General features: G+C 47.6%; 21 protein-coding genes. 6 read left to right on the forward strand and 15 right to left on the reverse strand.

Going from position 1 to position 26256, the window contains the following annotated elements:
* Together L876_RS0110400 and L876_RS0110405 are read left to right on the forward strand one after the other, a co-directional pair.
* Window positions 1-939 carry an ABC transporter ATP-binding protein gene (locus L876_RS0110400; protein ID WP_028763756.1) on the forward strand — a complete coding sequence of 313 codons (939 nt, stop codon included), beginning with the start codon at window positions 1-3 and terminating at the stop codon, window positions 937-939.
* A gap of 17 nt (window positions 940-956) precedes the next feature.
* A complete protein-coding gene (locus tag L876_RS0110405) occupies window positions 957-1727 on the forward strand; it encodes an ABC transporter permease (protein WP_028763757.1) in 771 nt (256 codons plus the stop codon).
* Window positions 1728-1776: 49 nt separating this feature from the next.
* Here L876_RS0110405 and L876_RS21545 read toward each other — a convergent pair whose 3' ends face one another.
* The 12 genes from L876_RS21545 to sfsA form a co-directional block, all read right to left on the reverse strand.
* Entirely contained in the window at window positions 1777-2100 is a 324-nt protein-coding gene (locus tag L876_RS21545) for a DUF4144 family protein (RefSeq protein WP_051413075.1), read from the reverse strand.
* Window positions 2097-2525: a hypothetical protein gene (locus L876_RS0110415; RefSeq protein WP_028763758.1), complete on the reverse strand. Its 429-nt coding sequence runs from the start codon at window positions 2523-2525 to the stop codon at window positions 2097-2099. The genes L876_RS21545 and L876_RS0110415 overlap by 4 nt, the downstream gene beginning before the upstream one ends.
* A gap of 19 nt (window positions 2526-2544) precedes the next feature.
* Window positions 2545-3075, reverse strand: coding sequence for a hypothetical protein (locus L876_RS0110420; protein ID WP_028763759.1), 531 nt, complete (start codon window positions 3073-3075; stop codon window positions 2545-2547).
* Between the two features lie 343 nt (window positions 3076-3418).
* Complete coding sequence (locus L876_RS0110425; RefSeq protein WP_028763760.1) at window positions 3419-6223, reverse strand: FAD-binding and (Fe-S)-binding domain-containing protein; 2805 nt, start codon at window positions 6221-6223, stop codon at window positions 3419-3421.
* Between the two features lie 67 nt (window positions 6224-6290).
* On the reverse strand, window positions 6291-7934 hold the full coding sequence (locus L876_RS0110430; protein ID WP_051413076.1) for an L-lactate permease: 1644 nt from the start codon (window positions 7932-7934) through the stop codon (window positions 6291-6293).
* A 692-nt stretch (window positions 7935-8626) separates the two neighbouring features.
* Window positions 8627-9475: a pantoate--beta-alanine ligase gene (panC, locus tag L876_RS0110435; protein WP_028763762.1), complete on the reverse strand. Its 849-nt coding sequence runs from the start codon at window positions 9473-9475 to the stop codon at window positions 8627-8629.
* A gap of 32 nt (window positions 9476-9507) precedes the next feature.
* Complete coding sequence (gene panB / locus L876_RS0110440) at window positions 9508-10302, reverse strand: 3-methyl-2-oxobutanoate hydroxymethyltransferase (RefSeq protein ID WP_028763763.1); 795 nt, start codon at window positions 10300-10302, stop codon at window positions 9508-9510.
* 78 nt (window positions 10303-10380) lie between these two features.
* Window positions 10381-10869: a 2-amino-4-hydroxy-6-hydroxymethyldihydropteridine diphosphokinase gene (folK, locus tag L876_RS0110445; RefSeq protein WP_028763764.1), complete on the reverse strand. Its 489-nt coding sequence runs from the start codon at window positions 10867-10869 to the stop codon at window positions 10381-10383.
* The gene (gene pcnB / locus L876_RS0110450; protein ID WP_028763765.1) at window positions 10869-12320 is read right to left on the reverse strand and encodes a polynucleotide adenylyltransferase PcnB; all 1452 of its coding nucleotides are present in this window, start codon (window positions 12318-12320) and stop codon (window positions 10869-10871) included. The genes folK and pcnB overlap by 1 nt, the downstream gene beginning before the upstream one ends.
* Window positions 12321-12410: 90 nt before the next feature.
* The gene (gene gluQRS, locus L876_RS0110455) at window positions 12411-13277 is read right to left on the reverse strand and encodes a tRNA glutamyl-Q(34) synthetase GluQRS (protein ID WP_028763766.1); all 867 of its coding nucleotides are present in this window, start codon (window positions 13275-13277) and stop codon (window positions 12411-12413) included.
* Between the two features lie 68 nt (window positions 13278-13345).
* The gene (gene dksA, locus L876_RS0110460; protein WP_028763767.1) at window positions 13346-13789 is read right to left on the reverse strand and encodes an RNA polymerase-binding protein DksA; all 444 of its coding nucleotides are present in this window, start codon (window positions 13787-13789) and stop codon (window positions 13346-13348) included.
* Window positions 13790-13948: 159 nt separating this feature from the next.
* Entirely contained in the window at window positions 13949-14653 is a 705-nt protein-coding gene (sfsA, locus tag L876_RS0110465) for a DNA/RNA nuclease SfsA (protein WP_028763768.1), read from the reverse strand.
* 266 nt (window positions 14654-14919) lie between these two features.
* Between sfsA and pepB the strand changes: the two genes are divergently transcribed.
* A complete protein-coding gene (gene pepB / locus L876_RS0110470; RefSeq protein WP_028763769.1) occupies window positions 14920-16197 on the forward strand; it encodes an aminopeptidase PepB in 1278 nt (425 codons plus the stop codon).
* A gap of 70 nt (window positions 16198-16267) precedes the next feature.
* Here the strand turns inward: pepB and thpR are convergent, their stop codons facing one another.
* Window positions 16268-16798 (reverse strand): RNA 2',3'-cyclic phosphodiesterase, encoded by a 531-nt coding sequence (gene thpR / locus L876_RS0110475; protein WP_028763770.1) that lies wholly within the window; start codon window positions 16796-16798, stop codon window positions 16268-16270.
* A gap of 293 nt (window positions 16799-17091) precedes the next feature.
* Between thpR and L876_RS0110480 the strand changes: the two genes are divergently transcribed.
* The 3 genes from L876_RS0110480 to mrcB all read left to right on the forward strand — a co-directional run bounded on the left by L876_RS0110480 (window position 17092) and on the right by mrcB (window position 24241).
* Window positions 17092-19281, forward strand: coding sequence for a putative bifunctional diguanylate cyclase/phosphodiesterase (locus tag L876_RS0110480; protein ID WP_028763771.1), 2190 nt, complete (start codon window positions 17092-17094; stop codon window positions 19279-19281).
* Between the two features lie 81 nt (window positions 19282-19362).
* Window positions 19363-21858 (forward strand): ATP-dependent helicase HrpB, encoded by a 2496-nt coding sequence (gene hrpB / locus L876_RS0110485; protein ID WP_028763772.1) that lies wholly within the window; start codon window positions 19363-19365, stop codon window positions 21856-21858.
* 31 nt (window positions 21859-21889) lie between these two features.
* Window positions 21890-24241 (forward strand): penicillin-binding protein 1B, encoded by a 2352-nt coding sequence (gene mrcB / locus L876_RS0110490; RefSeq protein ID WP_028763773.1) that lies wholly within the window; start codon window positions 21890-21892, stop codon window positions 24239-24241.
* Window positions 24242-24274: 33 nt separating this feature from the next.
* Here mrcB and L876_RS0110495 read toward each other — a convergent pair whose 3' ends face one another.
* On the reverse strand, window positions 24275-24886 hold the full coding sequence (locus L876_RS0110495; RefSeq protein WP_028763774.1) for a GNAT family N-acetyltransferase: 612 nt from the start codon (window positions 24884-24886) through the stop codon (window positions 24275-24277).
* Window positions 24887-24915: 29 nt separating this feature from the next.
* Entirely contained in the window at window positions 24916-26064 is a 1149-nt protein-coding gene (locus tag L876_RS0110500; RefSeq protein ID WP_051413078.1) for a flavohemoglobin expression-modulating QEGLA motif protein, read from the reverse strand.
* Between the last annotated feature and the right edge of the window lie 192 nt (window positions 26065-26256).

Genomic DNA, 26256 nt, shown 5'->3' on the forward strand with positions numbered 1-26256 from the left:
ATGGCGAACAGTAATTATGCGCTCGAAATTGACCAACTAAAGAAAACGTATAAAGGCGGTGTCGAGGCTGTAAAAGGAATTAGTCTTAACGTTGAGGCGGGGGACTTCTTTGCGTTACTGGGACCTAATGGCGCGGGAAAGTCGACCACGATTGGTGTCATCTGCTCCTTGGTACAAAAGAGTGCCGGCAGGGTTAAAGTATTTGAACATGACATCGATACCCATTTAGAGCTGGCAAAAATGTCTATTGGCCTAGTGCCGCAAGAGTTTAATTTTAATCAGTTTGAAACCGTTCAACAGATTGTGGTGAACCAGGCCGGCTATTTTGGCGTATCCCGTGATGTGGCCCTTGAGCGTGCGCAGAAGTACTTGAGTCAGCTTGATCTGTGGGAGAAGCGAGATAGCCCTGCACGTGCGCTATCTGGTGGCATGAAACGCCGTTTGATGATCGCCCGAGCCTTGATGCATGAGCCAAAGTTATTGATTCTCGATGAGCCAACCGCTGGCGTCGATATTGAGCTGAGGCGTTCAATGTGGACCTTTTTGACTGAGCTCAACAAGCAAGGGGTGACGATTATCTTAACCACCCACTATCTGGAAGAGGCTGAGATGTTGTGCCGCAATATCGGCATCATCGACAAAGGGGTGTTGGTGGAGTGTACTAGCATGAAATCTTTGTTGAGCCGACTCAATATGGAAACCTTTATTTTGGATCTACGTGGTGATCTCGACGTCGTGCCAGTGCTCAGCGATATTCAGTGCCGCCTGAGTGATGCTCACACCTTAGAAGTGGATGTGGTTAAAAGCCAGAGTATTAATAGTGTGTTTGCTCAACTCAGTGAACAGGGGATTGAGGTGTTATCGATGCGCAACAAGGCAAACCGTTTAGAGGAGTTATTTGTGGAGTTGGTGGAACAAGGTAAGGGAGCGCAACGATGAGCAATGCCTGTGTCAATATGAAGCATGTTTACTTTACAGCGTTTAAGAGCATCTTGATAAAAGAGATCACCCGTTTTACGCGCATCTGGGTACAGACTCTAGTGCCGCCAGCGATTTCGATGACGCTCTATTTTCTGATTTTTGGTAACTTGGTCGGTAAGCGGATTGGTGAAATGGGCGGTGTTTCCTACATGGAATTTATCGCGCCAGGCCTGATTATGATGTCGGTGATCACTGCATCCTATTCTAATGTGGCATCATCCTTTTTTAGCGCTAAATTTCAGCGTAATCTCGAAGAGTTGATTGTTGCGCCTGTGCCTCACTATGTGATGATAGCTGGCTATGTGGGCGGCGGTGTGGCGCGCGGTTTATGTGTCGGCACTATCGTTACCTTAGTGGCAATGTTCTTTGTCGATATTAGCTTGCATCATGCGGGATTAGTGGCCATCACTGTGCTATTGACCGCTATTTTGTTTGCCCTTGGCGGATTGATTAATGCGGTATTTGCTAAGAGCTACGATGATATCAGTATCGTGCCGACCTTCGTGTTGACGCCGCTGACCTATCTTGGTGGGGTTTTTTATTCGCTGAGTTTATTGCCTGAGTTTTGGCAAGGCGTGTCGCAGCTCAATCCTGTGGTTTATATGATTAACGTGTTCCGTTATGGCTTCTTAGGTTATGCCGATATCAGCATCGCTTTGTCGTTTGCCATTATGCTAGGCTTTTGCAGCGCGTTATGGGCGATAGCGTATTATTTGATTAGCCGTGGAATAGGGTTAAGAAGTTAATTACTTTAGTCCCTATATCAATAGTCCCTATGGCCTAAGGTAATAGGGACTAGTTTTCTTCTAAGTAGCGCATCATTTCAAATACCTGCTCTATGGTATTGGCGCCCATTTTGGCGGTGCAACAGTGACCATTGAGGCTAGCGTGGGTACGCACCCAGTCCAGCAACTGCGCTAATGACACGGGCTCATTCGCTAGCATAAACTCGCCACCATCTGCCGTTGCGCGCCAGTGGTAGCTTAGCCCTTGGCTATCGATAATCATCATCTCGTCACTTGGGTTAATTTCCAGCTCTGCCAGCCACAGCTGTAGGTTGGCTAATAGCAAAAGGTGGTCATCATGGGGATGTTTTACCAGCAGCGGCCACGCGATCATTTGATTGAGGCTTGTTGGCTATGGGGGCGTTTTTTAAGCCACGGAAAGCGTGTATCACACTCGATTGTTTGGTATTGCTCTTTTTTGTCTATGTAGTGATGGCTGAGGCCAAAAGCGTAGCCCTTTAAGTAAACCAGCAGATAGAAGGCACTTTGGTCGCCACTATCAAACGGTGTGAGCTGCTGATTAAGATTAAAATTAAGCTTCATATTATCAATCTTATAACCCATATCCATGGCCAGTTTGGCGCAAATTAGCGGATCGATAACTTCCTTTTGCTGTAATAATTGGTTGGCATTGTTCACAAACCCAGACATATCCATCCCACCGCGACTGGCGATGACCTTTTGCAGTACTAGGTAGCTCAGCAGTGTGCCGAGTAACAGGCCGATAATAAAGAGGGTGATGTAGGTGAGTTTACGCATGGGGTTGGCCTAGACTGAGTTACGGGTCTTTCGTCTCGTAGGTTTCGGACTCATCTGCCGACTCCGCTTCAATCTTACTTTGGTGTTGCTTAAGCAGATCGATTGAGTGCTGGTTTAGCTGCTGAAGCTCATCAAAGTATTGATTCATCTCAGTCACTTGTTTCACAAACTCAGGATCATTCTCATCTTGTTTTTGCCAATAGCGTTTGCGATCGAGCTTTTGTTGCTCACTGGCGCGCAGGATATCATAGTAGCTATTTTCTTGATTAAGACGGTAAATCTCACTGCCAATTAGTTGCAGTAGCTTCTCTTTAGATATGGTGCGTTTGTTAAGCAGGGCTTGTAGCGGATCGTCAGGCGCTTTACGCTTGTCACTGTCGGTTTCAGTGGTGATCCCGAGCTGATATTTTATCTCATGCTGGCGAAAGTCTTTCGGGCAAGCGGTCTGGCTAAAGACGATTTTATCGTCTTTGATGCATTTATAGATACTGTTTGCCTGAGCAAGGCCTGAAAGCATCATCGTCGCTATGACAAGTAGCACTTTTCCCATCTGGCGATATATCCTCTATCTGCCTCGGTTGATTTATTGATAGCCGTTGACGCCATCATTGATAGACTTACGAGGAAGCTATTCAGCTTCGCTGTACATCCTTTTCTCTCGCAATACTGCTCTACTATGGCGCATGTTACTCATTAACACCAGTTTTTTACTTGTTAAAATTACCTATTTATCTTGTTAATTGATGCGAGATACAGTGTCATTGATGCCCTGTGCGCAGCGGAAAATAGGAGGCGAGCCCTTATAATAAAAAACCGCGATATGAAACCAGTCATATCGCGGAGTTTGCTTGGGTGGGGTTATCTAAAACCTAAATCATCTTGAGTCGCTGTTATTAACGGCTGCACTCTTCTAACAGATAAGCCAAATGACGATAAGAGATGCCACTGTGATGTGACAGACCGACTTCGCACATACGGTTGGCGTAGTAGCCCTCTTTGATATCAACAGGGATCAGCTTTTTGATGTTGCGCAGTGCACTGGCATTTATCTCAGGCTTATATAAACCTTTCTCACCAGCATAACCACAACACTCGATACCTTCAGGTAACTTTACGCCAGCACTGCAGGCATCGGCCAAAGCTTGCATCTTAGGCTCAAGCTTCATCTTACGAGCACTACAACCAAAATGCAGCGCAATGTTGACCTTCTTTGTCAATGTCAGCTTAGGCAAGATCTTGTCGTGCATAAACTCAACCAGATCGGTGATCTCAACCTTTGGATTACCAGTGAGCGTGCGGTAGGTACAAGAGAGTGCATCGACCACCACTGGCACTTTACCGTTATCACTGAGGGAGCTTAAGGCATCGATTAACTCATCGCGCTTAGCGTCGGCATTTTTAAAGTCACCTTTCGACTCCCACATCTGGCCGCAGCATAGATGACGAGTATTGTCGGGGGTGACGACGTTGTAACCTGCGCGTTCAAGCAAGGTAACCACAACATCAGGTAACGTGCGGTTATCTGGGTCTAACGGGGTTGGACCAAAGGTACGTCCGCCACAAGCTGGGAAGTAGACGATGGTCTCTTTATCTGGTGACGCAGGAGATGGCGTAGGCAGGTTAGCGCCTTTAGCAAAGTCAGGATTCCAGTAAGGTACTTCCTTAGACACCATACGGCCAACTTTCATGAGTCCATCGGTGACGCTGTCACCCGTGACTTTATGAATGATGTTAAGCACATTAAAACCTGTGCTTATTACTTGGTTGACCGCGCCAAAATGTTTGGCTTGGAAATCCAGTACTTTCTGTTCAGTCGTAGTGATATAAGGCGTACGCAACTTACGCACCAAGTTACCCATGCTGTTGTCTACGGGACAGGCAATGGTACACAGCTGACAAGCAGCGCAGGTATCAACCACATCGTACTTGGCGGCTGCGCGCATCTCTTCTGCTGCTTGCTTGTCGCCAGATTGTTCGAGACGAGCAATTTCACGCAAGGTGGCAATACGCTGACGCGGCGTGAAGTTAAGTGCAGAGGTTGGACAGGTTTTTTCGCAAAAACCACACTCAATACACTTATCGACAAAGTCATCAACCACAGGACATGGCTTGATATTCTTCACATGCACATTGGCATCATCGTTTAAGATCACGCCTGGATTGAGTAGACCTTGTGGGTCAAAAATCTGCTTAATGCGCTTCATTAATGTGTAGGCATCAGCACCCCATTCCATCTCAACAAATGGCGCTACCGCACGGCCAGTACCGTGTTCAGCTTTCATTGAGCCGTCATACTTGTCTATCACCATTTCGGCCACGTCTTGCATAAAGGCATGGAAACGGTCGATATCGCCTTGCGAGGCAAAGGTTGGTGTGATGATAAAGTGGAAGTTCCCCGCTAGCGCATGGCCGTAGATCACGCCTTCTGGGTAACCGTGCTTATGGAACAGTGCGGTGAGATCGCTGGCGGCGTTAGCTAAATGCTCTAGCTCAAAGGCCACATCTTCGATGATAACTGAGGTGCCTTTTGGACGCTCACCCCCGATGATGGGGAATAAGCCTGAGCGCATTGCCCAATATTTGCCATAGACTTCTGGGTCGTTACTGAAGCTGATAGGGCGTTCAGTTTCGATATGTGCAAGCTTGGCGATGACATCTTTAGTGTAGCGAGCCAGCGTCTCTTCATCGTTGGCACGTGATTCGATCAACAGAATGGCAGCCCCTTCAGGCAGTTCACTTAACCAATCTGGCATCCCTTTCTTGCCGGTGACAGACTTAATTGATGCCCAGTCTAGCAGTTCAGCGGCAGCAACACTGTCGCTTTTAATCGGAGGGATCGCACGTGCTGCATCTTCCATATTGAAAAATACGGCCATGGCAGAGGCCTTAAACTTAGCTTCATCGACGGTGTGGTAGGTTACCTCTTCGACGAAGGCTAATGTCCCTTCTGCACCTACAATCAGGTGGTTGATCAGATCGAACGGATCGGTGAAATCTACCAACGAATTGATACTGTAGCCAGTGGTATTCTTGATGGAGTACTTCTTACGAATGCGGTTGGCTAACACTTCGTTGCCACGGGTTAGTGCAGCAAGTTCGGTCAGCTCGTCTAATAATGCTTTATGGGAACTGGCAAAAGCAGCTCTAGACTGCGGACAGCCTGTGTCTAGCTCGGTACCATCGGCAAACAGCAGTTTGGCTGAGTCGATGGTTTGGTAACTGTTTTGCGCCGTACCACAACACATACCAGAAGCATTGTTTGATACGATGCCGCCCACCATGGCTGATGCCAAGGTGGCTGGATCGGGGCCAATCTTCTTATTGAGTGGCTTGAGTGCCATGTTGGCATCTGCGCCAATCACTGCCGAGCCTAGAGAAATCTTTTGGCTGTCTTCGCTGATCTTGATATCTCTAAAGCCATCGTGACCCAAAATAAGCAAGATGCCTTCGCCAATCGCTTGGCCTGAAAGGCTGGTGCCAGCGGCGCGAAATGTCACTGGCGCTTGATGCTGACGAGCGACCTCTAAGGTCTGTTTAGCTTGGGTAAGGGTTTCAGCATGAACCACCACTTCCGGTACAATACGGAAATAGCTAGCATCGGTAGACCAAGCAAAACGGCGTACAGGATCATCGGTAACGGCGTCAGTGCCAAGGATTGCACGTAGGTCTGTAATGACCGTGGAATAGTTAATCGACATAACATTACTCTTCTATTTAACCAAGGATAAGGGCGAGTTCATCACTGCTCGCCCACCTGTGTTTGGGTTATAAGCCGCCCCATAGGGCCGCGATAGTACCTGCAACCATTGCATAGCCGAGTGCGACTGGCATGGTCTTACGAATAATCTCTGATTCACGACCCGCCATGCCTACTACTGTAGCGGCAGCAACAACGTTCATGACGCACATCATGTTACCTGCGTTAGCACCAATACCTTGCAGTGCTAGCGCTAAAGCATGGTTCATGCCTATGTTGTCGGCCACACTGTATTGTAGACCCGAGAACATCATATTGGAGAAGGTTGCTGAGCCTGATAAGAAGGCACCAAAGATACCCACAATCGGTGCAATCCAAGCCCATACTGCGCCCATGGAGTTTGCGAGCAGGTCGGCAAGAGCCACTGGCATAGATTGCAACCCAGCTTCGTTTGAGCCTGAATTGAGGAAGATTTTCACCATAGGCACCGAGGCACCTAAAGAGATAATGGTCGGTAGCATAGATTTACATGACACGGTGATCGATTGCTTAATCGCTGAAGATTTCATCTTAAACAGCACGAAACCTATCAGACAGACCAAAACAAAGAAGGCACCAGGGGCGTAAAGGGTAGCAAAACCAGCTTTAAGCTCTGTGCCGAGTAAACCTGTCCAGCTAATATTAAAGCTCGTCAACCAAGTTTTAAGTGGTGCTACTGTGCGTGATAGCACTAACAGCGCAGCCATAATGATGTAAGGAGTCCATGCGGCAAACTGAGAGAACTGGGCTTTAGTTTCAACAACCGCTTTCTCTTGATTGTCATTTTCAGCAAAGTCATTCCAAGGCGTTTTAGGCAGTAAGTAACCTTTTTTCGCCACAGGGATCACGAGGGCCATACCCACTAACGCACCGATCACCGATGGGAATTCTGGGCCAGCAAAGTAGTTGATTAACCAAGCGGGAATCGTAAAGGCGAAGCCCGCGAACAGGGCAAACTTCCAGATGGCCAAGCCCTCTTTAAAGGATTTGTTACGACCAAAGAAACCGGTAAGTACCGCAACGAGCACTAATGGAATTAAAGTACCTGTGATCAGATCTATGGTGATCATGTGTAACGCAATGAACTGGGCATAGTCGGCGAAGTTACCACCGTGCTGAGCAATCTGCTCTGATGCCATGCTCACACCACCTTGCATCAAGCCTTGTTCCATACCAAATAGAACCGGTAAGCCTATAGCGCCGAATGATACGCTGGTAGAGTCGGCGATAAGTGCTACAACCGCAGCTGCAATAGGTGGTACACCTAACAGCACTAGCAGTGGTGCGCCAATGGCGGCGGGTGTACCAAAGCCTGCAGAGCCTTCGATAAAGGATCCAAATAGCCAGCAGATGATGACCACCTGTACTCGCGCGTCACCACTAATATTGGTAAAGCCTGCCCGAATAGTGTCCATTGCACCGGAATACTTAAGGGTATTAAGTAAGAATACTGCACCAAAGATAATGGTCAGTGGTGTTAAGGCCGATAGCAAACCTTCCACCACTGAGGCCGCTAAGATGGTGGTATCCATCTGCCAGATAAACACCGCAGCAAGACCGGTTACCACCATAGAGATGGGCATGGCACGCGAAGCTGGCATTCGTAAAAGTACCAAAAAGAGCATCACGCTGATTACTGGCGTTAAGCTGGCGAGTAGTTGAAGTAGGGTCATAATTGCCTCTTACTGTCTTTACTTTAATATTTCTAGTTATGGTTGGCGCTGAGTCGTTTGAAACAGTGCTGCGATGTTATTGCTTAGTGGTAAATTTTTTTGACCAACTAAGTCGTGATGCGTACTAAACGCTAATTCACGTAAAGCCAATATGATCTAGATCATATTGTATCTAATATGTGAGGTGGGGTTAGATGGCTGTGACGTTAGTCTGAAGTGATTAAATGGTTTTGTGACGCGCGTCACGCGACAAGGGGCTGGTATATAACAAAACAGTAGTGAGTTAGCATTTTTTAGCAAAAAACGATGATTTTAATGACGTATTTACTCTAAGTTTTGCTGTTTTTTGCAAAAATCTGATCTGATAATTTCATTTCTGAATTAAAAAATGTAATGACTAAATAATTGTCAATGTGATGTAGATCGCCTTGTTACTGGGTTGTGCTTTCTTTGAATTGGTAAGATCAATTTAACCTTCAATAAAATAGACCTTTATTACTCAGCGCTATTTTAGCCGTTGTGATTATGTTAAGCCTTATAGGGCCTAACTGATCTTGCTCACAATTCAATTTTGGTGGTTTATTTCTATTTGATGGCCACTATCGACGCATTTTAAATGTACGTCAGTACTACTTAATACGTTAAAAAATAACACATTAAGCGGCAGTGTGTCGCTTAATGTGTGCTAAAAGTTATTCTCGGTTAAAGCAAAGGTTATCAATTAGGCGGGTATTCCCCATATATGCCGCGGCAAGGATCACCAGGTGCTGGTGGTCAGTACTGACTGGGTCTAAGGTATCGGCACAGCGTACGGCAAGATAATCGGGCTTAAATCCAGCGGCAGCCAGCTGCTGAGTTGCGATTGAAATAGCCTCTTCAATCATTCCGTCTGACTGAATGGCACTAGCCATTTTATCCATGGTCTGCTTAAGCACTGCTGCAGCGCTTTTTTGCTCGTTACTGAGATAGCCATTTCGTGAGCTCATCGCAAGGCCTGAAGCCTCTCTGATGGTCTCAACGCCCACTATCTCGATTGGCATAGAGAGGTCGTCAACCATGGTTTTGATCACCATAAGTTGTTGGAAGTCTTTTTTACCAAATAACGCGATATCCGGCTGGACGATATTAAACAGTTTGCACACTATGGTCGCGACACCGCGAAAATGCCCAGGGCGACTCGCCCCACACAGTTCGTCTGAGATAGCCGGCACCTCAACAAAGCTCTGTTTGTCCATCCCTTTGGGGTAAATGATCGCTGGCGTTGGGGTAAAGAGTAACTCAGCACCTGCATCAATGAGGGCAGCCTTATCGGCGTCTAATGTGCGTGGATAAGCGTCTAGATCTTCATTAACGCCAAATTGCATTGGGTTGACAAAGATTGACACCACAACGTGATCGGCGCGTTTAACGGCTTCTTTTACTAAGGTGATGTGACCTAAGTGCAGGTTTCCCATGGTCGGCACAAAGGCGACGGTTTCACCTTGACGTTTCCAAAGGCGAACTTGCTCACGGATGTGAGCGATATCTTGAGTAGTAAACATGGTTATAACGACCTTTTTAACAGCTCTTAGGATTAGCTAAACGTATGTTCGCTGCTTGGGAAGATTCCTTTATCCACCTCTTCGATATAGGCGCGAATGGCGCTGCGTATCTCACCAGTTTGGGCAAGGTAGTTTTTCGAAAAGCGTGGAATGTAGCCGCTAGAGATGCCTAATACATCGTGCATGACTAAGATCTGGCCATCGGTGTCAGCGCCAGCACCGATTCCGATTACTGGGATAGTGAGTGCTTCGGTGATGGTTTTAGCCAGTGCGACTGGAATGCACTCAACCACTAATAGCTGCGCGCCAGCGGCTTCTAATGCTTTGGCTTCATTTAAAATACGCTGGGCGTTGTCGGCATCACGACCTTGTACTTTGAAACCACCAAAAACATGCACCGATTGCGGTGTAAGGCCGAGATGGGCGCACACAGGTATCCCGCGTTCGGTCAGCTTAGTCACAGTGTCGAGTAGCCAATGTCCACCTTCGACTTTAACCATGTTGGCCCCCGCTTGCATCAGCGTCGTGGCGTTGGTCATGGCTTGTTCTGGTGTGGCATAACTCATAAAGGGCATATCGGCTATCAGTAGCGCCCGCTTAATACCGCGACGCACGCAACGCGTATGGTAAGCGATATCGTCAATGGTTACAGGTAAGGTGTCATCATGGCCTTGGAGTACCATCCCCATCGAGTCGCCAACAAGTAGGACATCGATACCTTCACTATCGAACGCGCCCGCAAAACTGGCGTCATAGGCGGTGAGTGAAGTGAACTTTTTTCCTTCCTGCTTAAATTTAAGCAGGGTAGAGCTGGTTATCTTGGACATAATGGTGGTCTTAAATCAATTTATAAAAAGGAACTCGGTACACACTAGTGTGCTTTATATGCTAACTGGGCGCCAAGTTCAATGATCTGGGCCGAGTTGTTGCAATTGCATCGCCAGCTCATTGTTAATTAGGCTCGCTAATGGCGTCCCGCAAGGAAGGATTAATGCCGGTGCAATATCTGCAAGTGGGATCAGCACAAAACTGCGTTGTTTCATGCCGTAATGTGGAACGGTTAATCTTGGCTGGTTTATCGTTTGATTACCGTAAAGCAGCAGATCGAGATCTAAGGTTCTGGCGCCCCAGCGGATATTGCGTACGCGGCCTTGCTGGTGCTCAATCCCTTGCAGTGCATCGAGTAGTGGGATGGGGGCAAGGTCGCAATGAAATGATGCAACAGCATTAACATAGTCGGGTTGTTCAACTTCACCCATAGGAGCGCTGCGATAATAGGGGGAGACGTTGATAATGCCATCGCTGGCGATCAGCTTGAGCGCTTTAATCGCATCATCAAGTTGAGCAGCTGGGGACTCAAGGTTAGCCCCCAATGCGACGTAGACATAGGTCATTATTCTGCTGGCTTGCTGGTTTTCTTTGGGCTGCGACGACGGCTATTACTGCGATTACGATTGCCTTTGCCCTTGCTGCCACTGCGTGCGATGACACTGCGTTGTTCTTCACTGCCTTCAACGAAGCTTTTCCACCATGCGGCAGACTTGGCCACATTGCCACCTTCGGCTTCTGCGCGCAGTAGCAAGAGGTCATAAGCGGCTCGGAATTTAGGGTGCTCGATAAACTTAAAGGCGCGGGTGCCCTGATTACGGTCAAAGCGCAGTTGTAGTTGCCAGATATCTTTAGCCGGTGTGCTAAAGCGACGAGGGATGCTGATGGTTTGGCATTGCTGCTCCATCACATCGCCCATGGCAGCGTAAAAGGCATCATATAAGCTTAAGCCGCTTTCCAGTGCGATATCGTCGGCTCGCTGACTCAAGGGGTACCACAACATTGCCGCGTAGAAAAATGCAGGAGTAACAGACTTCTCTGCGTTTACTCGCTCATCTGTATTACGCATAATGGCGTTGGCCATCTTGGCAACAGGATCTTTAGGATCATCCTTTAATAAGGTTTCAATTAATGGGAATAGCGGCTCAAACAGGCCGAATTCACGCATCATGGTGAAATTGTTTTGTGCTTGACCGTTGAAGAAGAGTTTCAATATCTCTTCATACATGCGTGCTGCGGGAATATCTTTAAGCAGCGGCGCCAGCTCATAGATAGGTTCTGACGCGCCTTTATCTATGCTCATGCCCAGTTTTGTGGCAAAGCGCACGGCTCGAAGCATACGCACAGGATCTTCACGATAGCGCTTCTGTGGATCGCCAATCAGGCGCAGAGTGCGCGACTCAAGATCTTGTAAGCCGCCGCCATAACTGTGGATAGAGAAGTCACTGATATCGTAATAGAGTGCATTAACCGTAAAGTCACGGCGTTCTGCATCTTCATCAATGGTGCCATAAACATTATCACGCAGCAGACGACCTTCAGCGTTGGTCTTAGAAATCTTTTCACCGCTATCAACATGGTGACCGCGTAAGGTGGCCACTTCAATGACATCACGACCGAAAACGATATGCGCCAGACGGAATCTACGGCCCACAAGGCGACAGTTACGGAACAGCTTTTTGATCTCTTCGGGAGTGGCGTTAGTCACCACATCGAAATCTTTAGGTTCGAGGCCTAATAAAATATCGCGTACACCGCCGCCAACAAGGTAGGCCTTAAAGCCCGCTTTGTGCAGTCTATAGAGTACTTTTATAGCGTTTTCGCTAATCTGCTTACGAGAGATAGCGTGATGTTTGCGCGCTACAACTTCCAAGCTTAGTCCCGCTTGTGTGGTTTCTGTGTTGTTTTGATTGTCGTCAAAAAGCTGCTTACAGAATTGACTAATACGGCGAAAAATAGGACACCTCGAACATGGATCTAAAGTTAGCGATAAAATAAGGCCGCTATCATAACTCAAATACAGCTTAAAGAGTATACCCTCAGGGAAGCGGTTAGCTGCCAATGATCACGGCGCGAGTGTCATAGGCAGCGATGATTGCCCTTAACGTTACAGGACAATCTCCTGCTGTTTAGGTATAGCGTGTAGCGTAAATTGGCTGATAGCTTGAGTGAGCATAGTGCGCGGATCATCGATATCGACACTAGGTTGACCTAAAAAGGCCAGCGCAGATTGGATACTTTGCTGTGGCGCCTTACTGTCTATGGCTGGCGCATGGTTTTGCTTTGACAGTTTTAGCCCAGGCTCAGCGCAAACGAGTGGCAGATGTAACCATTGAGGGCTGGTGAGTGAAAACTGATTGAACAATGTTGCTTGGCGCGCACTCGAGGTCAGTAGATCACAGCCTCGAACGACTTCGGTGATCCCTTGATAAGCATCATCCATGACGACCGCAAGCTGATACGCATAGAGACCATCTCGGCGTTTAATAATAAAATCTTCGCTGGCAAAATCGGCATCGACATCGATCTCTCCCATTAATTGATCAGTAAACTGGCATACGGGACTGGTGTTGCGGATTCGAATAGCGCCTTGGTTTAGTGGTGGGTGTAGCTGGCCGCAGCGACCATCATAATGGCCACCCATAGTTTGGATTAATTTGCGGGTACATTGGCAATAATAAGCGTCATTCTGACTCAGTAACTGTTGCAGCTGCATCTCATAGGCGTCGAGCCGACTGCTTTGGTAAAGCTCTGTGTCATCCCAATGCAAGCCGTAGGCGTCTAAAGTACTTAAGATGTGGCTACTGGCACCGGCAATTTCACGAGGAGGATCGATATCTTCGATTCTGACTAGCCATTTTCCCTTTTGAGCACGTGCTCGCAGGTAACTGCCAAGGGCAGCAATCAGTGATCCGAAATGGAGTGGCCCCGAGGGTGAAGGAGCGAAACGACCGATATAGGCTTTAGAGTGCACGTTGCAGCCTTTGCAAGAAGCAGATACTAAAAAGCGGGGATAATCCCCGCTTTCATTAAAAAGTCAGATTAACCAGCCATCTGCTTTTCTTTAATCTCAGCAAGTGTCTTACAGTCGATACACTGATCGGCAGTAGGACGGGCTTCGAGACGGCGAATACCAATTTCGATACCGCACGAGTCACAGAAACCGAAATCATCATCTTCAATTTTCTGTAGCGTTTTTTCAATCTTCTTGATCAGTTTACGCTCTCTGTCACGGGCACGAAGTTCTAAGCTGAACTCCTCTTCCTGCGCAGCGCGATCCACTGGATCGGGAAAGTTTGCCGCTTCATCTTGCATATGACTAAGAGTGCGGTCTACTTCTTCGCGAAGTTGGTTGCGCCATGCATCGAGAATCTTTCTGAAATGACCAAGTTGATTGTCATTCATATACTCCTCGCCAGGTTTCCCCTGGTAAGGATCTACACCTGCGATAGCGAGCACGCCAAGTTTTTTAGTGCCTTCAGGCATAACGCATCTCCTGTTAATCATTTGCGTTGTAGGGCGTCTTTCATTAAAGGCCGATATCTATATCAGAAACTGATATACCACGCAAATTTTTTATGTTGCCATCTCTTTATCTTTTGACTATGTCCTCTATTTAGCATTAATTCAACTTTTACTCGCCTTTTAGAGTTTGACAGGACAGGATTTAGCCAAGAAAGCACTGTTTGGTGATAGTTGCGCACGATAAGCCAAGATTTCTACGCCAGCTTGAGCTGCCTGTTGGAGTAAGTTGGCATAGTCAGGGTCGATGTGACGGGCCGCTGTGACCGAAGTAATGCCGCTGTGTTGCACCACAAATAATAGTACCGCTCTGTGGCCTAAACGCACCATCTCCATTAGCTCTCGTAAGTGCTTTTGGCCGCGAGTCGTCACGGCATCAGGAAAGTAACCTTGACCCTCTTCGAGCAGAGTGCAACTTTTGACTTCAATATAGCAATTCGGTCTATGCTCATCTTCAAGAAGTAGATCGATACGACTATTTTCACTGCCGTATTTAACTTCGCGACGCAGTGATGCATATCCGCTTAACTCGCTAATCACCCCTTGAGCGATCCCTTCGGCGGCTAACTCGTTTGCACGGCCCGTATTGATGCCAATAATGTCTCCTACATCATTATGGGCTTGTTCCCAAGTATTGGGGTACTTACGTTTGGGATTGTCTGAGGTGGAATACCAGACTTTTTCACCCGGAAAGAGGCAGTGACGCATCGACCCTGTATTAGGGCAATGAATGGTGATTTGTGAGCCGTCGGGCAATTGGATATCAGCAAGAAAACGTTTATAGCGTTTGATTAAGGTGCCTTGTTCAAATTTGGGATCAAAAAGCATACTAAAAAATCATCAAATAAGCGGTGGCAGCAGGTTAGCAGAAAGTACGGAGTGAGCCTATTGGCGGATCAGGTTTTATCCTGATTAAGGTTTGGGGTTATACTTGGGCGCAAAAATGAAGACTCGATAATAATGCCTGTCAGATTAGCGCAAACAAATAGGGCGTTAGCAAGTGTAAGAAATCATGCTAATGATGACCTCGTGAGCTCTGTTTTTGCCATGACAAAATCTGATTAAGATAATTGCTGTCCAAACAAGGAATCGATATGAGCCACGCGATGAAGATTATTCTGACCAATGATGCACCTGCCGCCCACTGGGGAAAAGCCGATGTGACTTTTGAGCAGGGGCAAGCCTATATTCACCTGCAAGCCGGTGATCATTTGCGCCAAGTGCAACAGGCCGCCCGTAAACTCCGCAGCCAAGGGCTTTCACAGGTTGCATTGTGTGGTGAACATTGGGAGTTACACACTCAATGGGCGTTTGCTCAAGGTTTCGCCACGGCAAAAGGTGCTGGTGAGATTCAATGGACAGGCGATGAGAGTATGCAGAAGTTGTTGACTGACCGCCTAGCCAGTGCCAGCTTTGCACGCCAACAAATTAATGAAACCCCAGAGAATTTAGCGCCGGTAACATTAGCTTCTCAATCGGCTAAATGGTTGGCTGAAATCGGTGGCGATAAGGTGAGCTATCGTATTATTGAGGGCGAAGAGTTACTGCAACAGAAATGGATTGGTATTCATGCAGTCGGTCGCGGCAGTGAGCGTCCTCCAGCGATGTTAGAGCTTGATTACAATCCTTTGGGTGAAGACGCGCCAGTTTCTGTGGCCTTGGTCGGTAAAGGAATCACCTTTGACTCGGGCGGCTATAGCATTAAAGCGTCTGAAGGAATGTTGGGAATGAAGTGCGATATGGGCGGTGCAGCCACCGTTACTGCAGCACTTGGTTTAGCTATCAAATCAGGCTTAAACAAGCGTGTAAAACTCTTTTTGTGCTGTGCTGAAAACCTAATTAGTGGCCATGCTTACAAGCTGGGCGATATATTGACCTATAAAAATGGTGTGTCGGTGGAAGTGGTTAATACCGATGCGGAAGGGCGTTTAGTACTGGCCGATGGTCTGCAAGCCGCGTCGGAAACCGGGGCACCATTAATCATCGATGCGGCAACGTTAACTGGCGCAGCCTTGATGGCCGTTGGCACCAACTATAACGCCATTTTCTCTCCAAGCAGCGAATTACTGGCGCGCACTCAAGCTAAAGCCGCAAGTGTGGCGGAGCGTGTGTGGCCGTTACCGTTAGATCCTTGGCATAAAGAGATGTGTCCATCACCGTATGCCGATACCGCAAATAGTCGCCCAGTGAAAGGAGGCGGCGCTGGTGGAGCCTCTAACGCGGCAGGGTTCTTGTGGCACTTTGTGTCACCTGATGCACAGTGGCTGCATGTGGATTTAGCCGCGGCATTTGCTGACAGTGCTAATGGACTTTGGGCCGCCGGTGCAACCACTCACGGTGTATTGACGGTAGCTGCACTATTGGAAGACTAAGCGTCTTAATGACTTAACTCTATCGAATACTTAAAGCGGTCTCATCATGAGGCCGCTTTTTTATCTACGCTCACGGCTCATCTATCAGAGACCATGACGACACGATGGGATAGCGCACGCCATTGTGAGTGGACACCGATTGATACAGATGCAAGGTATCAGGGGCAAAGTATAAGGGGGCTGGTGGCGCAGCGGTCAGCCGCTTGGCTTTGCGATACAAAGTGATGTGGGGGATAAAGTCATGCTCGCTGCAGTGCAGGCCTATATCTGTGGCCAAGGTGACGCTTCGACGTTTAAGGTCGATTAAATTGGGATCAAGAGCTTTACCTATTAGGCAGATGGCGCTGGCTTTTTGCCAGTGAACGAATTCATTAAGTATGACGTTAAAACGCTTGAACTTAGCGGCAGTAGAGTGATGATTGAGTTGTTCAATGAGGCAAGCTTGTTGGTACTCATTTACTTGGCCAAGGAAGGCCAACGTCAGATGTAAATTAGCTGATGGCACTCGGTTACCATCGCTTTCAATAGCATTTTGCTCACCGAGTAGTTGTGTGGTTTGTACCTCATTTGGACTGAAACCTAAAAAAAGTCTCTTTAACATAGCGGTCTACTCTTCTACGGATTGCGATGAAAGCTAAATGTCATTGATGAAATTGTATTATTACTGATTAACACTTGAGTGTGTTACGGATTTGTTGTTAACTAATTTGTATACAAAAATTCGCGTGATAATCCCTGTTACTCATGAGTCAACGCATTGTATTAATTTACGATACTAATAAGCTCTTTCATATCGTATTAGCGTGTGAATCGTTGAAATAACGGGGTCATTGCCGTATCCCTAGCTATAATTTTAGTGTCGTAAGCCCGAGTCACCAAGGAAATTAGCCCTATATGCCTAATAGCAAGCAGCATCAACCGTATCTATTACAACAGGTTTTGGCCTATTTGTGTGATGGTGGTTTAGATGATGAGCTTGATGCTGTATTAGAAAATCTCGCCGTGGATGTCAACTGTGATGGACTATTTTTGCTGCGTGTTACTCAGCAGCGACGTCATCTGGTGGTTGAGGCGATGAGCCAGACACAGGGGGCGAAATTAAGCCGCAAAGATGCGGAACGATTATTGACTCGGCTGGCCAACCATCGTCGTTTACACTCCTATGCATCACTCAAAACGCCCTGTATTGTCGATGATCTCAACACCATTATCGACGACGACCTAGCCATTCAGTCACAGTTGGATGCCGTGCAGATCCGCAGTGCGTTGTTGATGCCAATTAGTGGTATTGATACCTATATATTGGGAGCCTATCGTTACGATTGTGACGAGCCATGGCACGAGGATAAGATTGAAGCGCTTCGATTAGCGAGCCACCTGGTCGCGTTTAAGCAAGAGTTAATTCGCCAACGTTCGATTGTTAGCAATAATGAACTGGTGTGTGCCGAACACTTGTATCGATTGCCGATGCCCTGCGCGCATATTGATATTGATAATAAAGTGGTGCGTTTTAATGTGAGTGCTGAAGAGACACTGCATCTGCAGGCGATGCAAGAGGTGTTGACCTTGGTTAATCGCCGTGACGAAGCATTACTGCTTGATACCATGCAGTTAGTGAGAGGCCAAGTTTTAGAGCAAGCTTCCTGTGAACTGGTAATAAAGCCAAGTCCTTCCCCTGCACCGTCACGACTGACTTTTTTGTCGCTCTCTGGTGAAGAGGGGCCACTATTGATGTTTATTGAGCCTATCGAAGAGCAGCTTGCCACGGCCCCACCCATCTCCTTGCATTTCGATGGGCTAACAGGACTGCCTAATCGTAGCTATTTCGAAGCGCTATACACTCAAGCTAAGCCTAATCGTCAAGGGCGTTCTACCTTCGTTGCGTTTATCAATTTAGATCGTTTTCAGATCGTCAACAATGTCAGTGGCCACAAGGCGGGTGATCGCCTGCTTTGTGAAGTGGCGGCACGACTTGGGCAGTTAGTGCGCAAAGATGATGTGGTCGCACGTCTTAGTGGCGATGAATTCGGTATTTTGATGCCAGATATCGACATGGCGATCGCCCAGCAAGTGGCGCAGCGTATCTGTCATGCCCTCAGTGAGCATGAATTTGTATGGAATGAGAGAAAACACAGTGTCAGTATCAGCTTGGGCTTAGCTCGGTGCGATGTACCAGAAGAGTCGATCTCCGAGCTGTTAAGAAGTGCCAGTGCTGCGTGCCGTATTGCCAAAGAAAAAGGGCGTAACGGTTGGTACTTGTATCAGGCGGATGACCCCACCTTAGATAGACTTAATACCGATATGAGTGCCTCTGTGGATATTATCGGAGCCTTGTCCAAGGACCAATTTGAGCTTTATTTTCAGCCGATAGAGCCGTTAATGAAGGAGTCAGAAGGCTTACATTTAGAGATATTGCTCCGAATGATATCCGATGATGGTGAGCTGATTGCACCAGGGATTTTCTTACCGGCAGCCGAGCGCTTTAATTTGGCCTCAAAAGTCGATAAATGGGTGATTGATCATCTATTGCGCTGGGGGGCTGAGCATTTATCACTTTGGCAGGCGATGTCTATGATATCGGTGAACTTATCGGCGTTATCGATAGGCGACAAAGAGTTTATTGACTGGTTAGAGATGCGTCTACTGGGTGAGCCTGAGTTGGTGGGTAAACTCTGCTTTGAGATCACCGAAACCGCAGCGGTCAGTCAGTTAGATCATGCAACCGAATTGATTAACTTAATAAAGCCTATGGGGTGTAAGCTGGCCCTTGATGATTTTGGCTCCGGTTTTTCAAGCTTTGCTTATCTGAAATTACTGGATGTGGATTTTGTCAAAATTGATGGTCAATTTGTGCAAAACCTATGCGAGGACAAGGCAGACCAAGCCATTGTTAATGCCATTGTGCAGTTAGGTCGTGATATGGAGTTTGAGATCATCGCCGAGTTTGTTGAATCTGTAGCCGTTGGTCGTCACCTTAAAGAGCTTGGCGTGGACTATGGGCAAGGTTATGGTATCGCTAAGCCGAGTTCATTGAATGGCCTGACGTCGGGCAACAGTTTAGCCTGGTACCAACAACTCAGTTAGTGAGTTGCCGTCGCACATCAGTTTTGTTTTGTTGGCTTTCCTTGTACACTTGTCGCAGTTTTTAGCGATAGAACGTCACCTTTGAATCAGTTACCTATCCATCAGCTCCTTAGTCGCATTCAACAAACATTAGCGGCCCATGACCAGCTCATTTTACAAGCCCCTACCGGTGCCGGAAAGTCGACCGCCTTGCCTTTAGCAATGCTCGATTGGCCTGAGATATCGGGGAAAATTCTGATGCTCGAACCAAGACGCATGGCGGCAAGAAATGTTGCCCGCTTTATTGCTAAGCAGTGCGGCCAAACTGTGGGCAAGCGGGTGGGTTACCGGGTAAAAGGCGAATCCAGAGTCAGCAAAGAGACTCAGTTGGAAGTGGTGACAGAAGGGGTTCTAACGCGGATGATCCAGCAAGATCCTGAGTTAGCAGGGATTGGGCTGATTATTTTCGATGAGATCCATGAACGTCATCTCACCACGGATCTTGGTTTGGCCCTAGCGCTTGAGCTGCAAGCTGTTTTCCGTGAAGATCTTAAGATTGTCGCCATGTCAGCGACATTATCCGGTTTACCGCTGCGTGCCTTAATGCCCAATGCGGTGCTACTTGAAAGTGAGGGGCGTAGTTTCCCGGTGGAGATTGAATATCAAGCGCCTGGGACGCAACAAGATTGGTTGTTACATATGGCAAAAGTGATCCATGATGCGCTCAATCAGCATCAAATGGGGTCGCTATTAACTTTCTTGCCCGGACAGAATGAAATCAATCGGTTAGCTCAATATCTCAATGAACGTCTGGATACAACCAAATACCTTATTGCGCCGCTTTATGGCAGCTTACCTGCTGCGGCTCAAGACAGCGCTATCGCTCCAGCACCGACCGGAATGCGAAAAGTGGTGCTGTCGACCAATGTTGCCGAGTCGAGTTTAACGATTGAGGGGATCACTTTAGTCATCGATTCGGGTTATAAACGCCAAGCCAGTTTCAATCCTAAAACGGGCGTAAGCCGTTTGTCACTTAAGCGCATTAGCCAAGCATCTGCGGCGCAACGCGCTGGTCGTGCGGGTCGTCTGTGTGCTGGGCATTGTATCCGCTTATGGGGACAGGAGGAGCACGGTCGATTAATGCAAGCCGATGATCCCGAAATCCTTCATGGCGATCTGACCGCCATGGTGCTCGACGCGGCTTATTGGGGCGTTAGCGCATTAGCTGAGTTACCGCTATTAAGCCCCGCCAATCAGGCCAATGAAGCGGTGGCTTGGTCGCTACTCACCCAGCTCACTTTGGTTGATGACCAACGTAAAATCACCCCCCATGGACAAGCGGCTTATCAATTGGGGTGTCATCCGCGTTTGGCACATATGCTGCTTCAAGCTCAAGCGTTTGATAAAGGTGATAACGTCGGCCACCACTTGGGCTTAGCGGCGGTATTGGCGGGTATTTTGGAGTCTCGCACTCTGCCGCGAAGAGGCGCAGATATCAGCAGCTATTTACGTGATGCACGTCAAGGCGAAGTCGCGCAACTGGCTCGAGGTTACCTACAACGGGTGAATGGCGCAAACCATATTGATGATGAGGTTTATCAAAGTCATCCCGACGAGATGGCGCTGTTATTAGCGTTGGCATATCCTGACCGCATCGCCAAAGGACGGGGTGATCATCGTTACCTACTCGCCTGCGGTGTTGGCGTGAGTTTGAGAGAGCATGAAGCGTTAGTCGCGACGCCTTGGTTAGTCGTTGCCGACTTTCAAGAGTCGCAGGGGCAGAGCAGTGGTCTCGTCTATTTGGCTGCTAAGTTAAATCCGCAGACTTTGACCTCTGAGCTTCGCCATTGTGTGAGTAATCGTGTGGAGTGTGGCTGGGATGAGCTGCAGGGGCGGTTTGTTGCCTTTGAGCAAAAACGGATAGGTGCTATCGTTGTTGAGCAGCGTCAACTACAGCAACTTGATAGTACACTGATAAAGCAAGCAATTTATGGCTTACTCCGTACTAAAGGGCTATCGATATTGGCATTTGATGATAAGGTAACCCAGCTTCGTCAGCGTATTGCTTTAGCGACCCATTATCAGCTAGCGGGTACTTGGTTTGATGTGAGTGAGCAAGGGCTATTGGCTCAGTTGGAGCAGTGGCTCGGCCCTTATTTAGATGATGTTCGTCGTATCGGACAGCTTAAAAGTTTGGATTTTTATGGGATACTGTTCAACCGTTTACCGTGGGAGCAACAGCAGCAACTGAATGAGATGTTGCCTACGCACTGGTTGATGAAAACAGGAACCCGAGCGAGAATTCGTTACGAAGCCTCTGGTCGAGCCTTATTGAGCGTGCGACTGCAAGAGGCCTTAGGCTTGGCGCAAAGCCCACAGATCGCGCAGGGAAAGTTAACGGTTACTATGGAGTTACTGTCGCCTGCTCAGCGACCGCTGGCATTGACAGCCGATCTGGCCAACTTTTGGAATGGCGCGTATGTTGAGGTGAAAAAAGAGATGAAAGGCCGCTACCCTAAGCACCTATGGCCCGATGATCTAGCCAACACCTTACCGACCAAATTCACCAAGAAAAAGACATTAAATAACGGCCAGTAAAACGCCGTTATCGATTTTTAATGGAATTGTAATGACAACGAAAGAGACACCAAAGAAGCGCGTACCACGCAAGCCTGCCAGTAAGTCAGCCAAGGCCAAATCAAAGCCTAAGAAGGGCGTGGCGACCTCCAGAGGGTGGGGGCGTAAGCTCTGGTCGATAACTTGGAAATTAGCGCTGATTGTTATGGCCGCGTTGACTATCTACAGTATCTATTTAGATCAGATTATTGCGCGTAAGTTTGAGGGACAGAAGTGGCACCTTCCAGCGCAGGTATTTAGCCGTTCGATGGCACTGTATCCAGGGGCTGCCGTCAGTCACGGACAGTTGATTGCCGAGCTAAAACTACTTGGATATCGTAAGGTGGCCAATCCTCGTCAAGTGGGTGAGTTTTCTGCGTCTAAAACTAAAGTTGATCTATGGCGTCGTCCCTTCCTACATCCACAAGGCTCTCAAGGTGAGCAGCGAGTGATGATCACTTTTGATGGTTTTGGGGTTGAGTCTGTCGCTCGCCATGATGATAAACGTCAAATGGCTGTGTTTCATCTAGAACCTGTGCTGCTGGACCGCATGATCACTGGTGATGGTGAAGATAGGTTATTTGTGCCGACAGAAAAGATGCCGCAGGCGATCGTCGATGCCTTAATATTGGTGGAGGACAGAAGTTTTTATCAACATCACGGCGTGAACCCTTTTGCCATTGTGCGAGCGGCGATGGTGAATATCAGTGCTGGGCGAACCGTTCAAGGTGGCTCGACCTTAACCCAGCAGTTGGCGAAAAACTTTTTCTTATCCAGTGAGCGCTCACTTATCCGTAAAGTGCGAGAAGCCTTGATGGCGATCATTATCGATTTTCGCTATGACAAAAATGAGATCCTTGAGGCGTACTTAAATGAAGTCTATATGGGGCAAGATAAGTCGCGTGCTGTTCATGGTATGGGGCTCGCTTCTCAATTTTATTTTGGTCGCCCGATTGCCGAACTGACTTTGCCGCAACAGGCATTTTTGGTCGCGGCGATTAAAGGTCCTTCCTATTACAATCCTTGGCGTTACCCTGCGCGCGCGCAAGAGCGTCGTGATCTAGTGCTGCGTTTGCTCATGGAGGCGGAGCAGTTATCGGTGGCGCAATATAAAGCGGCAGTGGAATCACCACTGGGGCTGCGTAAGTTTGATAAACCTGTGCATCAGAAGTTGCCAGCATTTTTTGCAGTAGTGAGACATGAATTAAATCAACGTTTTGGCAATGCTTTGCTGCAGCAGTCGGGTATTAAGGTGTACACCACCTTAGATCCAATGGCGCAAGAGGCGGCTGAAAAAGCCGTGGCTTCGACCATGAAACAGTTGAGCCAACGTGATAAGGCATTGCAAGTCGGTATGGTGTTGACCGACAAGTACTCCGCGGGCATCGCTGCCATGGTCGGTGATAAGGTGCCAAGCTACCAAGGGTTTAATCGTGCCGTGGAGATAAGACGTCCCATAGGCTCCTTGGTCAAACCCTTTGTCTATGCAACAGCTTTGTCTCAGGGGAATAAATACACCTTAGCGACCCCCTTGAAAGATGAACCCATTACCCTTAAAAATGGTCAGGGTAAAACTTGGTCACCCCAAAACGTGGACAAAAAGTTTACCGGACAGGTGCCGTTATTAACCGCTTTTAAACGTTCGATGAATGTGCCAACGGTTAATTTGGGTATGGCTATCGGCACTAGTGCGGTGGCGACGACACTAGATAAAGCTGGTTGGACTGACAAAATTCCTGAGTACCCATCGATGCTATTGGGGGCTATTAATGGCTCACCTTTGATGGTGGCACAGGCGTATCAAACCCTTGCAGATAATGGTCGTTACCGTCAGTTGAGTGCGGTGACTCATGTACTCGATATGGACAATAATCCGCTGCAGGGCGCGGGGCTCTCTTCATCACAGGCCATTGATGTTGGCAGTGACTTTTTAGTGCAGCATGCCATGACTCAAGTGGTCGCGTCGGGGACGGCGCGGCGGCTGGGTCAGGCGTTTCCAGGTGTCACCTTGGCGGGTAAGACCGGAACCAGTAACGACTCTCGTGACTCTTGGTTTGCCGGTTTTGATGAGCGAAATGTCGCGGCAATTTGGGTCGGTTTAGATGATAACGGCAAAACAGGCTTGTATGGCAGTAGTGGTGCCATGGCGGTTTATCAGGCGTTCTTAAAAAATAGGGCGCCTATTAGCCTAAGGCGAACACCTGTAAATGGTGTGGTGCAGGGCTATTTTGATGCCACATCTGGTGCGGCAATGGAGCGTGATTGTGGCAATGTGATGGCGCTGCCGGCACTGGCAGAGAGTTATCATCCAGCCAAAAACTGTGGTGAGCCACTGTCGTGGTGGCAAAAACTGACTGGCGGTTAATGCTTACCGGCTTAGATAAGGGATCTTTTTCCCTTATCTAGTCGGATAGCAGCTTAGTCTTAAACCTGAACACTGGAACATCTCAGCCGTCATATGCAGGTAGTACTGTTGCATATCGACCATTTCGTTATGGGTCGGCGATAGCCGCTGCTGCGCTTCTTTAATCTCAAACCCTAAAGAGAGTAGGCTCTTTACCGAGGGATGATTGTCACAATTGACGTAACAATATACCTCGTTGAGCTGGAGTACGTCGAAGGCGATGGTTAATAGCTGCTGTTTTATATACTTATTGAGCCCTTTGCCTTGCTGATCGCCAATGAGCCAGGTTCCAGTCTCTGCACGGCGATGATCAAAATCCATATTTTTAAGTCGGGTAAAGCCGATGATCGCATCGGTTTCTTTAAGCTGTACACTAAATAAAAAGCTGCCTTCATCTGACAATACGTTGGTAAAATAGTGGTTAAAGCTCTCTGGTGTGCTCTTTGGAAATCGTGCGAAACGCCAAATCCTTGGATCTATGCCTATTAATTGCATGAACTCGGTATCTTGGTCTACTAGCGGCTGAATATAGGCGCCGCAATCACTCTGTTTAAATGAGCGAATAAAGGATTGAGTTAGCAATGTGAACTGGGCTAGGTTCGTCATAAGTTCGCCTTATTTAACGTCAATGTTAATTAGCGTATTGCATGGGTGATAAAGCGGTTGACCGCATTGGCCTGTACCGGTTGTTTATAGGAGGGTGTAACATACTTGGGTTCAATCAAAACGCCTTTGCTGATTAAACGTGAGATAAGTGGCAAATAAGCCAGTGATGTTTTTCCTGTTAGTAGGTGATTAAAGTTAGCCTCCTTTTCATAGGCATTCAGTATCATACTGAAGCCTTTGAGGTAGAGGTGGTCTTTAGTGTAACCGCCCCCACGATAGACCCTTACTGTGATGGTATAAGCTAGATTATCTTCGACACCATATTGCTCTTTAAGCAGCAAAAAGGTGGAGCGAAAATCTTTATCTTTAATCATAGAGGCTACCGCCATTACCCGTAACGCCAATATTTTTAGTCGTTTTAAGGTAAGGTTTCCCGACAGATATTCACTCAAAATCGCCAACCCTTCTTGGGTCATGGTGTTGAGCGGACAGCCTAATGAGAGCACATTTAATGGCTGGCTTTGTGCATTTAAGGAGGTTACTAAGTGCACGCCTAGTTCATGGTGGGCTAAAGCCAGTGAGTCGGTGTGAGAAAGTATAGCGCGGCTATTAATGCGCACTTTGGTGCCTGAAACTAGCGCATTCGCCACCATAGAATCGTCCATTTGCAACTGCCAAGTATAGCCTTCTTGAGCTGCCATCGATGAGAGGATCTGGCAAATGGCTTGTGCATCTTGCAACTTACCGACGTTGTCATCGGGATCATCGGGTAGATGCAAAATGAACTGTGCATTATTAATATCTTTTTCGCTTGGCTCACCGTAATAACGCAATGAATCATATAAAAAATCCGTGCTACCGATCGACTTGTATTGATCGACTTTGTCGACATAGGAGTCGATAACATCTAGGTATAAAGTGTAGAGATCGTCATCCTTTAAGGTTTCTAATGGCAGGTTAAATAGGGCGCGTTTGAGTTTAAACGGATCGATATTCTCTTTGGCGTAAATGAAGGAAGGTTCCACCGAAAATTGATTATCGAAAAAGGCTTGTTTTTGTTCAACATTATTGAGAGGTTTTACCGCATCAAGTATATCGATATCTGCCACTAATTGGTGCAGTGGGGCGTCAATGTTTGTCTGCAATGACTTAAGGGCTGGCGATGCGAGTGTAGACATAGTTGGCAAACCTCGAAATAAGTAAAGCAAGAAGGTGATATTCACCTCTGCTGGCGTTGTGCCCTTTTCTAACCGCATAATAAAGTGTTGGCGGTATTTGGCTTAAGCTAACTCAGGATAGTGTTTTTTGCTAGAAAATCATCTACTCTAAAGGCAGATTTTTTTGATGGTGGTGGAGATTTTACTATTTTT

Origin of the sequence: Shewanella colwelliana ATCC 39565 (assembly GCF_000518705.1) — a bacterium.
Classification (GTDB): domain Bacteria; phylum Pseudomonadota; class Gammaproteobacteria; order Enterobacterales; family Shewanellaceae; genus Shewanella; species Shewanella colwelliana.